Source organism: Macrococcus hajekii (assembly GCF_004359505.1).
Lineage (GTDB): Bacteria > Bacillota > Bacilli > Staphylococcales > Staphylococcaceae > Macrococcus > Macrococcus hajekii.
The window spans coordinates 18626-34873 of record NZ_SCWE01000001.1; the positions used below are offsets into that span (position 1 = coordinate 18626).

At 37.9% G+C, this 16248-nt stretch carries 16 protein-coding genes; 14 read left to right on the forward strand and 2 right to left on the reverse strand.

What is annotated here, in order from left to right; genetic code table 11:
• The first annotated feature begins 171 nt into the window (after positions 1-171).
• The 4 genes from ERX37_RS00195 (at position 172) to ERX37_RS11365 (ending at position 3608) form a co-directional block, all read left to right on the forward strand.
• Positions 172-1776 (forward strand): AAA family ATPase, encoded by a 1605-nt coding sequence (locus ERX37_RS00195; RefSeq protein WP_133428640.1) that lies wholly within the window; start codon positions 172-174, stop codon positions 1774-1776.
• 19 nt (positions 1777-1795) lie between these two features.
• The gene (locus ERX37_RS00200) at positions 1796-2905 is read left to right on the forward strand and encodes an HNH endonuclease (RefSeq protein WP_133428641.1); all 1110 of its coding nucleotides are present in this window, start codon (positions 1796-1798) and stop codon (positions 2903-2905) included.
• Positions 2906-2912: 7 nt separating this feature from the next.
• Positions 2913-3332, forward strand: coding sequence for a 5-methylcytosine restriction system specificity protein McrC (locus ERX37_RS00205; protein ID WP_133428642.1), 420 nt, complete (start codon positions 2913-2915; stop codon positions 3330-3332).
• A gap of 132 nt (positions 3333-3464) precedes the next feature.
• Positions 3465-3608, forward strand: a complete 144-nt coding sequence (locus ERX37_RS11365; protein ID WP_165981920.1) for a hypothetical protein — start codon at positions 3465-3467, stop codon at positions 3606-3608.
• Between the two features lie 9 nt (positions 3609-3617).
• On the opposite strand, the gene ERX37_RS00210 is transcribed toward ERX37_RS11365, so the two are convergent.
• Positions 3618-4058 carry a hypothetical protein gene (locus tag ERX37_RS00210; protein ID WP_133428643.1) on the reverse strand — a complete coding sequence of 147 codons (441 nt, stop codon included), beginning with the start codon at positions 4056-4058 and terminating at the stop codon, positions 3618-3620.
• Positions 4059-4232: 174 nt separating this feature from the next.
• On the opposite strand from ERX37_RS00210, the gene ERX37_RS00215 reads away from it, so the two are divergent.
• From ERX37_RS00215 to ERX37_RS00240, 6 genes are all read left to right on the forward strand, one after another.
• Complete coding sequence (locus tag ERX37_RS00215) at positions 4233-5042, forward strand: alpha/beta fold hydrolase (RefSeq protein WP_165981921.1); 810 nt, start codon at positions 4233-4235, stop codon at positions 5040-5042.
• Between the two features lie 67 nt (positions 5043-5109).
• Positions 5110-6144 (forward strand): PTS sugar transporter subunit IIC, encoded by a 1035-nt coding sequence (locus tag ERX37_RS00220; protein WP_133428645.1) that lies wholly within the window; start codon positions 5110-5112, stop codon positions 6142-6144.
• 93 nt (positions 6145-6237) lie between these two features.
• The gene (gene queG, locus ERX37_RS00225) at positions 6238-7362 is read left to right on the forward strand and encodes a tRNA epoxyqueuosine(34) reductase QueG (protein ID WP_133428646.1); all 1125 of its coding nucleotides are present in this window, start codon (positions 6238-6240) and stop codon (positions 7360-7362) included.
• On the forward strand, positions 7362-7835 hold the full coding sequence (gene trmL / locus ERX37_RS00230; RefSeq protein WP_133428647.1) for a tRNA (uridine(34)/cytosine(34)/5-carboxymethylaminomethyluridine(34)-2'-O)-methyltransferase TrmL: 474 nt from the start codon (positions 7362-7364) through the stop codon (positions 7833-7835). The genes queG and trmL overlap by 1 nt, the downstream gene beginning before the upstream one ends.
• Before the next feature lie 12 nt (positions 7836-7847).
• On the forward strand, positions 7848-8588 hold the full coding sequence (gene nfsA / locus ERX37_RS00235) for an oxygen-insensitive NADPH nitroreductase (protein ID WP_133428648.1): 741 nt from the start codon (positions 7848-7850) through the stop codon (positions 8586-8588).
• A gap of 275 nt (positions 8589-8863) precedes the next feature.
• Positions 8864-9481, forward strand: a complete 618-nt coding sequence (locus ERX37_RS00240) for a 6-phosphogluconolactonase (protein WP_133428649.1) — start codon at positions 8864-8866, stop codon at positions 9479-9481.
• 358 nt (positions 9482-9839) lie between these two features.
• Here the strand turns inward: ERX37_RS00240 and ERX37_RS00245 are convergent, their stop codons facing one another.
• A complete protein-coding gene (locus tag ERX37_RS00245; RefSeq protein ID WP_133428650.1) occupies positions 9840-10742 on the reverse strand; it encodes a nuclease-related domain-containing protein in 903 nt (300 codons plus the stop codon).
• Positions 10743-10822: 80 nt separating this feature from the next.
• Here ERX37_RS00245 and ERX37_RS11370 point away from each other — a divergent pair, with 80 nt between their 5' ends.
• The 4 genes from ERX37_RS11370 to ERX37_RS00260 all read left to right on the forward strand — a co-directional run bounded on the left by ERX37_RS11370 (position 10823) and on the right by ERX37_RS00260 (position 16213).
• Positions 10823-10972 (forward strand): SAS053 family DNA gyrase inhibitor, encoded by a 150-nt coding sequence (locus tag ERX37_RS11370; RefSeq protein ID WP_165981922.1) that lies wholly within the window; start codon positions 10823-10825, stop codon positions 10970-10972.
• An 83-nt stretch (positions 10973-11055) separates the two neighbouring features.
• Positions 11056-12441, forward strand: coding sequence for a class II fumarate hydratase (gene fumC / locus ERX37_RS00250; protein WP_133428651.1), 1386 nt, complete (start codon positions 11056-11058; stop codon positions 12439-12441).
• A gap of 20 nt (positions 12442-12461) precedes the next feature.
• Positions 12462-13997, forward strand: coding sequence for a Ppx/GppA family phosphatase (locus ERX37_RS00255; protein WP_165981923.1), 1536 nt, complete (start codon positions 12462-12464; stop codon positions 13995-13997).
• A gap of 53 nt (positions 13998-14050) precedes the next feature.
• On the forward strand, positions 14051-16213 hold the full coding sequence (locus tag ERX37_RS00260) for an RNA degradosome polyphosphate kinase (RefSeq protein ID WP_133428653.1): 2163 nt from the start codon (positions 14051-14053) through the stop codon (positions 16211-16213).
• The last annotated feature ends 35 nt before the right edge of the window (positions 16214-16248 follow it).

Below are 16248 nucleotides of genomic sequence, written 5' to 3' on the forward strand. Positions count from 1 at the left end.
TAAAGTTTGTTAAAAAACAATTTTTAAACAGTATGTAGTACGAAACTATCTCGAAAAACAATAGGTGCTTGAAAGTTTAGTAAGTGGAGGTTAAAAGTATTGCGTTGTAGCATAGATAATATTGAAAAAAATCTATATTAAGAAGATAGGGAGATAGTATCGGAGGTTCATATGAGAATAAAAAAAATTGATTATATACTTGAAAATGAAAAAAGTGTTATACATTTAAATGAAAATGAAAAATATTTTAACGATAATAATACTTATACTCTTTTATTAGGGGAAAATGGTACTGGAAAAAGTAAGTTATTAGAAAATATTATGATTTACTATAGTGGAAAAAATAGTTTAGTAATGCATATGGAGTTTGAAAATCAAATAGAACCTACGAATTTGATATATTCAACTTATACTCCTTTTGACAGATTGAGGATTAACAAAGAATTTCGCTATTCAAACAATGGAATTAGAAAAAATATATATTATCCTAGTAGAAATCATAATGATCTAATTAATTTAACTTGTATTTCATATTTAAAATGTAGACTAATAAATCATAGTAGATTCAAAAAAATTGCAAATGTTTTAAACAAAACAATGAATTTTAATATTTTAGATGGAGAACTATTGATTGAGAGTATAAATCACATAGGCTATGAATCTTTAGGTAGAAAGGCTCATAGTACTTCAAAAATCATGAAGAAAGAATACATTTCAAAAATACAACTGAGAAAAAAAGAATTATTATCATACTTTAAAAATTTTACGTCTTTTATTGAAGAAAATTATTTCTTAGAAGAGCTAGTAGATGAAATAATTAATAAAAACCGTTTTCCTATTTTTTATAATGAATCAGGTGACAGTAAAACTGAATTAATGATTTTATTAAGTATTATAAATGCGAAATTAGATGACAAAGATTTTGAGAAAATAATTTCATTTATTAGAAAAAGTGATATTTATTATGACATAGAATTGTATTTAATCTCTATCACTATTAAATTGGATTATATAGAACTGAAACAAAATTATGGACATCTTAAGAATTATAAAAATAAAAATAAAATGTTTTTAAAATTAGAAGATATATTGTATTTTTTTGAGAAGAAATATAATTTAGATAGATCAATAGAATTCATAAATAATGATATTGAAATATTAGAGTTTTTAAATATAAAAATGATTGATGACCTTTTATTTGAAGGAAATTTTGAAACTAAAGTTTTAACTATGTTTAGTTCAGGAGAGTTTTCTCTTTTTACTAGAATTTTTGAAATTAATTTGTATATTAATAAACACTCATTAATACTTATCGATGAACCTGAGGTTCATTTGAATCCAAAATGGATAAACGATTTCTATTATATTTTAAGAAGTTGCTTTCAAAATCTAGAATGTCACTTTATTATTGCTTCACAATCTCCTTTTATAGTTAAAATGATGACAAAAGAACAAGTGTATATTTTCAAGCGTAAAAATAATTCAGTAAAAATTGAAAATATAAATTTCGCCACATTTAATGCAAAATATGATGCTATAGTAAATAGATTATTTAATTTAAGTAACTATAATTCAGAAATAAAGGAAAAGATGAATCTAATTGAAAGAAATTTGAATTCTTCTGAAGATGCTAATGAATTTATGGAAAACCTTAAGGTTTTGAACTCAATGGCTGGAAGTTATGAAAAATATGCATTAGTTGATAATGTTATCAATATTGAGAAATTAAATGAATTGGAAGAGTTAATCAAGAATGAGGAGAAAAGAAGAAAGTGATCTTTAGAGGGTTTATAATATGATTGATGAGATTAGTAAAGATTTTCAACTTGTAATTAATAATATTTGTGATTTAATGACTGAAAAGAATCCACCTAATCAGGCTATAAAAAAACATCGATACGACATTATTTATGAACACTATAAAAATAGTGAAAAATTTAAAAATTTAGTTAATAATTTATATTACAGTGACTTAAAAGATTATTTTATCTACTTAAACACCTATTTTAAAAAAAATTACTTCAAGTTTTGTAATTACTCAGGCAATATCAAAAATTTTAATAATCTTATTAATGTAAATAATTCAAACTTGGTCTATGACACTTATACAATTTATACAAACTTTAAACATGATTATTATTTTAAATTACTTCCTGATATATATGATTTGATTAATAATAAATCACAAACTGAAAAATTAAGGCACTTTATCAAGGAATGGAAAAATGTTTTAGAAGAATGCAATAATTTTAAATATTTATGTCCTTTTTGTCAATCTAGAGATATTGAATATAAAGAATTAGATCATTTTCTTCCTAAAACGGTAATTCCTATTTTATCGATTCATTTAGATAATCTTGTGCCTGTATGCAAAACTTGCAATTCAAAAAGAGTTAAAGGAAATAGGTACCCTTCGTTTCCGATTATTCATCCATATGATTCCAATGTTAAGGAAATTGGCATGCCTATAGACTTTGTTAAGTTCGATTTTAATGGAATAAAAGACGGAGTAGAAGTAGGATGTGAACATTTTGTATCGAATAATCAAAATGAACAACCTAATAGGCAAGCTGTAAATAATTATATCGATTTATTTTTAATAAAAGAACGATATGAAAAATTATATAAAGTACTTGTAAGTGATGTTTTAGAAAAAATTAAGGAGTATATTATTATTTATATTTCTCAAACTCCTTCATCTAACAGACTACAATATAATGAATTTTTAAAAATTGTTATATCTTCGAGAGATTCTTTAGAAAGATATTATTCAAACTCAAATCAAGAATACAATAAATTTAAAAAAGATTTTATTTCTTCTCTTGATGTAAATACACTCAGAAAGTTAGCAATAATGTTTTATGAAGAGCTAATATCAGAACATTTGTCTGGAGAAAGTGTTTGAGTCTTATATGGCGCATCACCTGGAAAAAAGGCTAGGCAGTGATACCGTTCAAGCACAAGAAAAACGTTATTATCTCTTTAAGGATGGTAAAGAAAGAGGGAATTACAGGCTCAGACCGGATATCGTAGTGAGAAAGAATAATGAGACTCGTGAAGTCATCATCATAGATACGAAATGGAAACGCCTCGATTCAACGGGACCTTCACAGGCCGATCTCTATCAGATGTATGCCTACTATACGAGATATCATCACCACCAGCAGAATGTGAAGAAAGTCGTGCTCCTTTATCCTTCCAGTCCTTTATTCAAGGAACTTCAGTATGTGAGTAGGGGACTTGATATGGCAGAAGAAGCAGTCGTGGAAGTGTGTTATGTTGACTCACTGAACCCAGAATGGCAAGGTAAACTGATGAAGATATTAGAATAGATGTTAAAAATGCAAAATCTCCTCTGAAACATTCTCAGAGGAGATTTTTTACTTTGTCCTATCCCCTAACAACTACGTCATTTCTTGTCACGACCATATCATATACTCCTCTAAAAAGGAGGTCGTTCGCACATGGATAAATTCAAGAAGATGCTGTTTGACTACTTTGTCGTCCTGGAGGAGGAATATGAGCCGCCGTCCATTAATGCTATTCTGCTATTTCTCATGGTTCATACTCTTGTCTCTGCTTGGGTATTTTATCTAGGTAATTTGTAATAAGGCATCTTAAATTCTAAAGCCTGTTTTACTTTCTCCTCCCATCCATCTTCTTCTTTGCCGCCATTCCCGGTAAATGTTATAGAAGCACAGCAGTATCCAGAGAAGACTCAGTATGCGCCATAACCACTCGTCACTCAGATAAAAGGTGAGGTAATAACAGATGGCGGCGAAGGCGATGATGCAGAGTCCCTGAACGATTGTATTGATCCATGACCAGCGCAGCCGGACTGAGAGGGGATAGTGTCTGCTGTAATCTTCGCGGTTCAGGGTATTGGTGAAAATGTTTGTGCCGAAGCCTGCGACGAGTGTCAGTGCGCCGAGTAGCATAAAGAGACCGTATAGATTATCCGGTGTCAGTCCTGATCTGATGATGTCAGGTAAGTACAGCAAGCCGAGGATAAGCATGCCGATCTGGCTGAAAAGAAGAATAGCATCGGTTCTATTCATAGGCGTCTCCTTTACTGGTTAAGAGTAATTTTATCCATGTTATCATATATTTGGCAGATGCTGTATGATGAAATATCTACCTATATATTTTTCACGTTTATTCATTTTATAACGGATTATTTCATCTTCTGAGGGGTATAATTTCTTGTTATCAAAATGGAAGGACGTGATGAGATGCAAATAAAGATTAAAAATGTCACCTTGAACTATCAGGAGGTCGGCACGGGTAGGCCGGTCTACTTCATCCATGGCAACGGGCTGAATCTGTCCAGTCAGTATCAGCTGTATGATCATTTATTTGAGGATTCATTCAGACGTATCTATCTGGATCTGCCTGGCATGGGTGAGTCGGAGGCGGATCTATCTATCACGACAACGAATGATATGCTGGATATTATTATGGCATTCATCGATACACTGACGCCGCATCAGGATATCATCCTGTTCGGTCATTCATACGGTGCCTATATGTGTCTCGGTCTGATGGATCGCTGGAAGAACCGTATTACGGGCGCGTATCTGACTTGTCCGGTTGTTGAAGGTCAGTACAGTAAACGCAACCGGGAACAGCTTGAACAGCGGGTTGAGGCGCGTGTAGATGTCCAGGCGGATGCGGATTACTACGATGAGTATACTGATACGACGGTCATCATCAATCAGCAGACATGGGAACGGTACCGCAATCAGATTGTGCCGGGTATCAAGCAGGCTGATAAGACTTTCATGAAAGAACTGAGACGCGACGCGAGTGTCTACTATCAGTTCCGTTGTGAAGATGTGATTGATATCGGTGACGCTACTGTGCTGCATGTCGTCGTCAGTAAACAGGATACAGTTGTCGGATACAAGGACCAGTTGTCGTTCTTTAGCAAAGAACCGAATGCCACTGTAACACTTGTAGCGAACGCCGGCCATAACCCGATGATAGAGGAGATGGAACTGATTCAATCTCTCGCAAAAATATTTCTTTTTAAACTCAAGTAAAGATTGTACAGCCTTCACTTTTAGTCTATGATAAATGACTAGGTAACGATTTAAAGGAGTGAAGTATATGCAGAGATTCAAGTCTTTTTTCTTTAAGATATTAAATGGTATGGCAACAGGTATAGTGGTTGCATTGATACCTAATGCGATGCTAGGTGAACTGTTCAAATATTTAGCACAGTATCATGATATTTTTAATGTGCTATTACAGTTCCTTCTTATTTTTCAGTTTAGTGCATCGATTATCATCGGTACATTAGTGGGTCATCAATTTAAGATGAACGGACCACAAAGTGCGATTATCGGGGGGGCAGCCTTTATTGGCTCTGGAGCTGTCAAGTTTACAGAACAGGGTGCTGCATTAAATGGTATAGGCGATTTAATTAATATCCTGCTGACTATTGCATTATCAGTGTTGATCATTCAGTTGATAGGTAATCGTCTAGGGACGCTTAATCTTGTCTTTCTACCTATCTTAGCGGGTATCCTGCCTGGTATCATCGGTTCGTTAACGCTGCCTTACGTCAAGATGATCACAGGCTCATTAGGACAGCTGATCCATCACTTTACAACGCTTAATCCTCTTCTGATGTGTGTTCTGATATGCGTATCGTATTCTTTACTGATGGCTACACCCATTTCACTCGTAGCGATTGCGACAGTTATCAACTTATCTGGTTTAGGCAGTGGCGCAGCTAATCTGGGTATCGCGGCTTGCTGCTACACATTTATTGTCGGATCATGGCTTGTAAATGATAAAGGTGTTAATACAACGCTCGTTATCGGAGCAGCTAAAATGATGATGCCTGCATACTTCAAAAACCCTATCATTATGCTGCCACTCGCTCTTAATGGTATCGTAGGTGGACTCATGGCTTATTACATGGGTATTCAGGGGACGCCTATGTCAGCTGGATTTGGTTATACAGGACTTGTAGGTCCATTGAATGCACTGCCGACAATGGAGGGGAATGTATTACTTAAGCTGCTACTTGCTTATCTGATTGTTCCATTACCAGCAGCTATCCTATTCCACTATTTACTTAGGAAGTTAGTTCCTCAATATAAAGATGAAATCTATCGTTTTACTCCAGAAGTTTAATAGTGATGATTAAAAGTATTCAAAAAAAGCACAACACCTCAGTGTTGTGTCTTTTTTATGGTAAAATAGGTGCATTGATTTGGAGGTGAGAAGATGTCTGTTGCACTGAAAAATGACATCATTGCTTTCAGCAAGACGATTGGTATTGATGCAATACGATTTACAACAGCAGAACCATTTGAAGAGCTGAGGCCAAAGCTGATTGACTATTTTAGTAAAGGTTATGCTTCTGGATTTGAAGAGTCAGACATCGAACTCAGAATTGATCCGAAGAAATCTCTCGCATCGGCTGAAACCATCATTGCAATAGCAGTCGGCTATCCGAACAAGCTGCCTGATGCACCGAAAAGTGTACGAGGAGGTCGGCGCGGCATATTCGCTCGAGCATCGTGGGGAATGGACTATCATTCACTTTTAAGAAAGCGACTCGAACAACTTGAAGCATTTATCAGGGAGCGGGTACCTGAAGCGGAATGTATGTCTATGGTCGATACAGGAGTCCTTAGTGACCGGGCAGTTGCAGAACGTGCGGGTCTCGGTTACGCTGCAAAGAATGGCTTTATATTGAATAAGGAGCTTGGAACGTGGACTTATCTCGGTGAACTACTGATATCGATTAAACTGCCGCCGGATGCTCCTGTGCTTGATAGCTGTCTGGACTGCACAATCTGTATTGACCGGTGCCCAACTGGTGCTTTAGTCGGTAATGGTCAGCTCAATTCACAGAAGTGTATCAGCTTTCTGACACAGACGAAAGGCTTTATGCCTGATGAATATCGTAGTAAAATCGGCAACCGTCTGTATGGCTGTGATACATGTCAGCAAGTCTGCCCGAAAAACCGGGGGATTAATACGACCCATTCAGATATTGTACTGGAGCCACTTAAGCTGAAACCCCTGCTTGAACCTCTTTTGACAATGAGTAATAAGATGTTTAAAAATGAATATGGCGATTTAGCGGGTAGCTGGCGCGGTAAGAAACCGATTCAACGTAACGCGATTCTGGCACTTGCACATTTTAAGGAAGAAAGCGCATTACCTGTTCTGAAAGAAGTGGCTGTGAATGATGAGCGTCCTGTTATCAAGGGGACTGCCTACTGGGCAATTGGCCGGATCGCCGGGGCGGGCGAAAAAGGATTTTTAGATGAGCGATTTGAAGTGGAACAAGATCCAGAAGTGAAGAACGAAATATTAAAAGGATTAGAGGAGATATATTAATGTCTATTAACGTCGTATTATATCAGCCGGAAATACCGGCGAACACTGGAAATATTGCAAGAACATGTGCTGCTACAGACACAACCTTACACTTAATCCGTCCACTCGGTTTTTCGACAGATGATAAAATGTTACGCCGAGCAGGTCTGGATTACTGGAAGTTTGTGAATATCGTTTATTACGATAGTATTGAAGAATTTTTTGAAAAAACTGAAGGAGGACAGTATTATCTCCTGACGAAGTTCGGTAAAAAACCGCATACAACATTTGATTATTCTGATACAGCTGTGCAGCATTATTTTATCTTCGGACGCGAGACGACTGGTCTGCCTGACTGGGTAAAGGAAAAGTATATGGATACAGCATTACGTATTCCAATGAATGATAATGTCAGATCGCTTAATTTATCGAATACGGCTGCTATTTTAGTATACGAAGCACTCAGACAGCAGGATTACCCGAATCTTAAATAAGAGGTGAAGACAATGAGTGAAATGATCAATCAGTTAATGAACCATCGTTCTATTCGCACATTTACAGACGACAGACTGAGCACTGAGCAAGTGCGTACGCTTGTTGAAGCTGCACAAATGGCTTCAACATCAAGTTATTTGCAGGCCTATTCCATTATGGGTGTAACAGATGTTGAAAAAAAGAAAGCACTGAAAGAAATAAGCGGTCAGAATTATGTGGAAGAGAATGGTCATTTATTTGTATTTGTAGCGGATTTCTATCGCCATAAACGCATGAGTGATCAACTCGGAGTCAGTATAGAGGATTATCTCGGGGCGACGGAAAGCTTCCTTGTAGGAACAGTAGATGCGACGCTCGCCGCACAGAACCTGGCAGTAGCTGCTGAAAGCATGGCATTAGGTATTTGTTATATCGGCAGTTTGCGTAATGATATGCAGCGAGTGATTGATATACTGGATTTACCTGCACATGTCTATCCTTTATTCGGTATGGTTGTAGGATATCCGGCTGATAGCGGCAGTCAGAAAGAGCGTCTGCCGTTTGAGCATATTTATCATGAAAACGGCTATGACAGCAGCCATTATGATGAAGAAATTCAGGCATATGATAAGCGTATTATGCAGTATTATCAAGAGCGTACAGATGGCAAACGCGCTGATAAATGGAGCGAGCAAGTGATAGGGATGCTGAGCGGGAAAACACGTCTTGACGTCGATGAAGTCGTCAAGAACCAAGGATTTTTAAAGCAATAAAAAAAGATTGGCATCTGCCAATCTTTTTATTTTAAGTCTTTAAGTTCTTCGTCGCGGATACCGTAAGTAGATTCACGACCAGCTGTTAACATCGCTGTAACGAATGATAAGCCGACCATACAGAGCAATAAAGCTTTCATAATTGAATGCCCTCCTCAAAAGTAATTACTCTTATTATATACCATAACAATTAAGAGCGAAACACTATGTTTCAATGATATACTATTAAGGGTATAAGTAATTTAATAAAAAAGTGGGCTCAGGAGGAAAATATCATGGCAATGAATTTTAAGATTTTTGAAACTGAAGGTATCGCATCACAATACGCAGCAGATATTGTCAGAAAACAATTCAATAATAATCCAACATCAATCGTCGTCTTTGCTCTTAATGACGAGCAAAAACATTTTTACCGTCAATTGCATGAAGAAATTGCTGAAAACCCGGTAGATGCAAGTCAAATTCATATTTTTGATTACGATAGTGCAAGTGCAGACTTTCTGAATATGGGAATGGTGAAAGATCAGCTTCACAGTGTGAAAAAAACTGTGGATATCGAAGGCGAAATTAAAGATAAAGCTAAAACAAAAGAGAATAAAGGCAAGTTGACAATGTTTGTCGGCACGCTTAACGCTGATGGTACAGTAGGATATCGTGAAGTGAACGCTGATTCAGATAAAGGATTACTGACAGCACGTGAAATTGTTCTCTTAGTAACAGGTTCACATAAAGCGGATGTTATCGCTAAACTTTATAGTTCAAACGAAACGAATACTGACTTTGAAGCAGGTAACCTAAAATCACACCGTATGACAACAGTTATACTCGACTGGCAAGCAGCACAAGGTCTGCCAACTGATGTGCGCGACTACTATTACTCAGTATTTTCATAAAATGAAACACCGACTTGATTGGAAGTCGGTGTTTTTTTATGGGGAATTTTGGAGTGAAGAGATGGAATAGGCGTAAGTAAGTATGAATGTCGTGAACCGCGCCACTCAGAGAGGAATCTGCATGCGAGTGACGTGAACCGCGCCACTCAGAGAGGAATCTGCACGTGAGTGACGTGAACCGCGCCACTCAGAGAGGAATCTGCATGCGAGTGACGTGAACCGCGCCACTCAGAGAGGAATCTGCACGCGAGTGACGTGTGCCGCGCCACTCAGAGAGGAATCTGCACGTGAGTGACGTGAACCGCGCCACTCAGAGAGGAATCTGCACGCGAGTGACGTGTGCCGCGCCACTCAGGCTCTATTCTCTTTTACTATAGGACCGACTCTCTTTTTCATACACATAGTGTTCAGCAAGTATTCGCTGAAGTGTCCGATGACTTATCTCTCCTGCCACCCATTCATGCAGAACCCTGGTTGTTAACTGCCGATCACTAAATAGATGTCTAAATACATCGATTTGATGATTTACTATGCATTGAGTGCTGAAATGCTTATCACAAGTTTCACAATAATAATTTCTTTGGGATTTCTTGATGATTTTAAGGTGACACTTCGGACAGTAGATGCCTTTTGCTACATGAGAATAATCAATTTCAAATTTTCGATTAAAGTCATTTTCCTGGTTTAAAGAAATAAGATAGTCAGCAATTGCCTGATTGCCCGGCTTTTTATCAACAAATTTTCTTAATACATGCCGGAAGTTTACAGGAGTCAGGACAGGACCATCCACTAGCACACCGTGAACCGATTGATTCACATCAACAAAAAACGGCATCACCTTCACTTCGATATGCATATCATATGACTGCAGTGCTTTAGTGATGAGCCGTGCTAGTTTACTGAGCTGATTATTTAAGCCGGTCAAAGGCTCACCGGCTATTGAATAAAACTGTCCATTTTGACAGCGAATGTCCATACTATAGTTTTTAACTTCCAGCACAATGACCGAATTATGAAAAACAATGGCACTATCAATCTGTACTTGTTCATAATCTACATTTAATCTCAGATCATTCACATAAAAACAATCACAGTCAGCAAAAAATTCAGTCAGCCATCGCTCCGCCTGTTCTTCGCCTTGAATCCCTTTTCCGATTCTTTTCATTTTTTCATGGCTATCTAAAGTAAAGTCGTAACGATATTCCAGCATTTGGTAGCTTAAAAATTGATGAATAAGGGTACGTGAATGATAGATAATCATTATAGGCTCCTCAGTATATTTAACAATTCCAATATATACCACAAGTGAGCGACTGACAATTTTTAAGGAGGTAAAATTACATGACTGAAAAGCAGTTTGATCCTGAAAATGAAATGGTTACAAATTTCGATGAAGTAGTGGAACTCGGCAAAGAAATGGAACAGATTTCTGAGCAGAACGCAGAAGAACATCAGTATGATGGCGACCAGGACGAACGAGAAGACAGCTGACACGTCAGCTGTTTTTTTTCTGGTGAATGTAAGCGTTATTTAAGGTAGAATAGAGGTATTAAAGAGGATAAGGGGAGAAGAAGATGTCTGTAAGAATTGAACATGATACATTTGGTGAAATTGAAGTACCTGCTGATAAATACTGGGGTGCTCAGACTCAAAGAAGTAAACAGAACTTTCCAGTGGGTAAAGAACAGATGCCTATTGAAGTGATTTATGGTTTTGCTCATTTAAAACGAGCAGCGGCAGTGGTCAATAAGGAACTAGGTAAATTATCAGAAGTTAAATCTGATGCTATCGTTAAAGCATGTGACGATGTACTTGCAGGTAGGCTGGACGCTCATTTTCCATTAGTTGTCTGGCAGACAGGAAGCGGTACACAGAGCAATATGAATACGAATGAAGTCATTGCCTTTGCTGCGAATCAGTATTTAAAGGAAGCGGGCAGCGAGGAATCTGTTCATCCGAATGATGATGTCAATAAATCACAAAGTTCAAATGATACTTATCCAACAGCGATGCATGTCGCACTCTACAATGAAATTGAAGTCAAATTAATGCCGGCTCTCGATAAACTGCGCAATACTTTAAAGGAAAAAGAAGAGCAGTTCGCTCATATTATTAAAATTGGACGTACTCACTTGCAGGATGCAACGCCGTTAACATTGGGTCAGGAGATATCGGGCTGGCGCTACATGTTAGATAAATGCGAAGAACTGCTGAATACATCTAAAAAAGAACTGCTTAATCTTGCAATCGGCGGGACAGCAGTTGGTACGGGTATTAACGCACATCCGGAGTTCGGAGATCGCGTGGCAGCACAAATTAAAAAGCAGACTAGTTTTGACTTTGTGTCATCGCCAAATAAATTCCATGCATTAACAGCTCATGACGAAGTAACGTTTGTACATGGCGCATTAAAAGCGCTTGCTGCTGACTTGATGAAAATCGCCAATGATGTTCGCTGGTTAGCATCAGGACCTCGTGCAGGTCTCGGTGAACTATCAATCCCTGAAAATGAACCGGGTTCTTCTATTATGCCGGGTAAAGTCAATCCGACACAGAGTGAAATGCTGACGATGGTTGCTGTGCAGGTAATGGGTAATGATACAGTAATCGGCATCGCTGCCAGTCAAGGAAACTTCGAACTGAACGTTTTCAAACCGGTGATTATGTATAATACGCTGCAATCGATTTACTTGCTTGCAGACGGCATGAATTCATTTAATGATAACTGTGCAGTTGGCATTGAACCGATTGAGGAGAACATCAGTCATTATCTCAACCAATCATTGATGCTGGTCACTGCCCTTAATCCGCATATTGGTTATGAAAAGGCAGCGCATATTGCTAAAACGGCGCACAAAGAAGGGCTGACACTTAAAGAATCTGCTCTGCAAAGTGGCTATCTCACTGAAGAGGAATTCAATGAGTGGATTAAGCCAGAGGAAATGATCCACCCGAAATAAATGCTTGAAGAAAGAGGTTTATGATGAAAAGAATAGGATTAGTAGACATCGGATCAAATACAATCCGCCTTGTTATTTTTGAATACTCTGAGAAGACAGGACTTGTAGAACTTCAGAATATTAAAACACCTGCGCGACTTTATCAATATCTTGACGAAGATAAGGTGATGAAGGAAGAAGGTATTGAAGTGCTCTGTGATACGCTGGAAAGTTTCCAGAAGGTAGCTGATAAATTTGAAGTAGCAGCCTTGTATCCTGTAGCGACTGCTGCTGTCCGACAATCTGAGAATATCACTGAAGTGATTGATAAAGTTAAAGCGCATACGGGTATTAAGATGCGTATCATCTCTGAAAAAGAAGAAGCGTACTATGGTTTTTATGCTGTTGTCAATACGCTGGACTATGAAGATGGTGTAACAGTAGATATAGGTGGAGGAAGCACGGAAGTCACTTATTATGAAGACAAGGAACTTAAGTTCTCTCATAGTTTTCCATTTGGAGTCGTGACATTACAGAAACTATTCTTTAAGGGAAAAAATCACAATGATTCAGAAGCCATTGAAGAAGCGAGAGCGTTTGTTAAGGAGCAGCTCAGCTCCCTTAAATGGCTTGGTATGCGTAAAGTACCTATTATCGCTATAGGTGGATCTGCGCGTAACTTTGCGCGTATTCATCAGTCTCTGAGTGAATATCCTATTGCAGGCGTGCATGGCTATTCAATGACTAAAGAAAATCTGGAGTATGTCTTCAGTACATTAGTGGATTCAACAATGGATCAGCTTGAGGATCTGGATGGTCTGAGTAAAGATCGGCAGGATATCATTGTACCGTCTGGTATCGTCTTCACAACGTTATATGAAGAAGTGACGGCAACAGAGTTCATCTTCTCAAGAAAAGGACTTAGAGAAGGAATTACCATGTCTATTCTGGAAGAAGATTATAAACATCCTTTTGATAAAAATGAAGTGTTCAAGGAAAGTCTGCGCAATCTGGCATACACTTATAATATTCATCATGAAGATGCAATGCAGCGTCAGAAGCTTGCAGATCTGCTGTACTTTGAACTTGAGAAACAGGGCATTATTGAAGGAGATAAGCATCAGAAAAAATTGATGCTTCAGGCAGCATATCTATTCTATCTAGGCAGTTATATCGATTCGGATGCTTCAAGTCAGCACACTTACTATATTATTTCTAATTCCAGCTTGAATGGTGTCGACCACCGGGAGCGTGTCAAACTAGCGCTTCTTGCCAGCTATAAGAGTAAATCATTACTCAAATTCTATATGGATGAGACTAAATGGTTCTCTGATAAGGAAAAATCAGAGATTCAGATGCTGGGCAGCATTCTCAAGTTTGCACATGCGTTAAACGTGAGTAATACACAGGTCGTCCATTCACTTTATCTTGAAAAACAGAAAGATCATTATGATTTAGTGATCAACTATAAAGGTGACCCTATCGCAGAAGAATATCAGGCTGACCGTCAGAAGAAGCATCTCGAAAAAATAACAAAGTCAAAAATTCACATTATCTTTACAGAAAATTTACATTAGTTAGTTATAACTGAATAGGTAGAGTTAATTATGACTTAATTGAGGTGACTAAAATGGAGACGAACAATCAGATAGATTTGAATAATAAAGCCTATTACAACAATAGAGAAGTCAGTTGGGTCGCTTTCAATTATCGTGTAATCGAAGAATCGATGGATATTAAAAATCCACTACTTGAGCGTCTTAAATTTCTTGCCATCGCATCTTCTAATTTAGATGAATTTTTTATGGTACGTGTCGCTGGTCTTAAGGATCAGGTTAAACTGAATTTCACCGAACGTGAGAATAAGACTCAGATGACACCGACAGAACAGCTGATTGAAATCGATCGTAATAATCGTGAAAATGTACGGATTCAATATGAACAGTATCAGAAATTAACTAAAGAACTGGAAAGTTTTCAAGTATTTTTCAAAACACCTGAAGAATTATCACCTGAAAATTATGACATGATCAAACAGAAATTTGAATTTGAAATCTTGCCGACTTTAACACCCCTTGGTATTGATGCCTATCGTCCATTTCCTAAGCTGGCGAATAAATCACTCAATATTTTTGTGGATGTTGAAGATGACTCAGGTGAGAAGAAATCAGCAATCGTTCAAATTCCAGCTCTTTTAAACCGTGTAATTGAAATTAAGGACGACCAGCGCCTGATTTATGTCCTGCTGGAAGATGTCATCACTCATTTTATTGGACGTTTATTCAGCGGCTTTGAAGTGACTCGAACATTCGTATTCAGAATTACACGTAATGCTGATTTGACCATCCATGAGGACGGAGCAGAAGATTTACTTATCGAAATCGAGAAGTTTCTGAAGAAGCGGAAAAGTGGTGCAGCAGTTCGTCTGGAGATTGATGTCCGACATGATCCGACCATCAATGGCTCGTTTCTGACCAAGGAACTGGATATCGAAGAGCGTGATATCTATAAATTGGACGGCCCACTCGACTTAACGATGCTGTTCCAGCTGACCGGACGAGTAGCGAAGAAATATCCGCAGCTTGAATTTAAATCATTTACAGCGGCACCTCCTATGAGTCTGAACAACCGGAACATTTATGAGGCAGCTAAAGAACGTGATATTTTCTTCCATCATCCTTATGAATCATTTCAACCGATTGTTGATTTCATTAAAGAAGCTTCAGAAGATCCGAACACGCTTGCCATTAAACAGACTTTATACCGTGTATCCAGTGATTCTCCTATCATCGATGCCTTGAAAAATGCAGCTGAATCAGGTAAACAGGTCACTGTTCTGGTGGAATTGAAGGCGCGCTTTGATGAAGAAAATAACGTTCACTGGGCGAAGATGCTTGAAGAAGCTGGATGCCATGTCATCTATGGTATGACACACTTAAAAACGCACAGTAAAATCACATTGGTTGTTAAGCGTGAGAATGATGAACTGATTCCGTATGTTCATTTAGGTACGGGCAATTATAACGACAAAACAGCTAAAATCTATACGGACATGGGTATCATTACGACTCATAAAGAGATTGGTCAGGATGCGATGAATTTCTTTAACTATTTAAGTGGTTATTCAGAGAAACCTGAATATAAGAAACTTCACGTAGCGCCGTTTGAGATTCGTGATGAATTTCTTGACCATATCGATCAGGAGATTGCATCGCATAAAGAGAATGATAATGGACTGATAATTGCGAAGATGAATTCCCTGACAGATAAGGCTGTCATCAAGAAGTTATTCGAAGCAAGTCAGGCAGGTGTCAAAGTCAACCTTATTATCCGAGGTATCTGCTGTTTGAAACCGGGTATTCCAGGTGTGAGTGAAAATATCCGTGTTATCAGTATTGTAGGTCGTTTCCTTGAGCATTCCCGTATCTATTATTTCTATCATAATGGTGAGGAAAGAATGTACTTATCCTCAGCGGATATGATGACCCGTAATATGATTAAACGTGTGGAAATTCTTTTCCCAGTGCTTGATGAAGTGATTATCGCACGTCTGAAAGACAGTATTGCGCTGCAACTGAATGACAACTTGAAGGCACGTGAACAGGATAGTGAAGGTATCTACCATTATGTTAAAAATGAGCAGGAACCGACTAATTCACAGGAAAAACTTGTTCAGGAAGCAGAGCAGTACAAGCGAAGCCTTGTGAAGAAAAAAGAAGAACCCCCAAGACCATTGATGTCAAAACGTGCACGTTTATTTGACCGTGTACGTGCACGTATCAGAAGAAACTAAAAAATCGTCCCTGCCAGTTGTAGTGCAGGGACGAT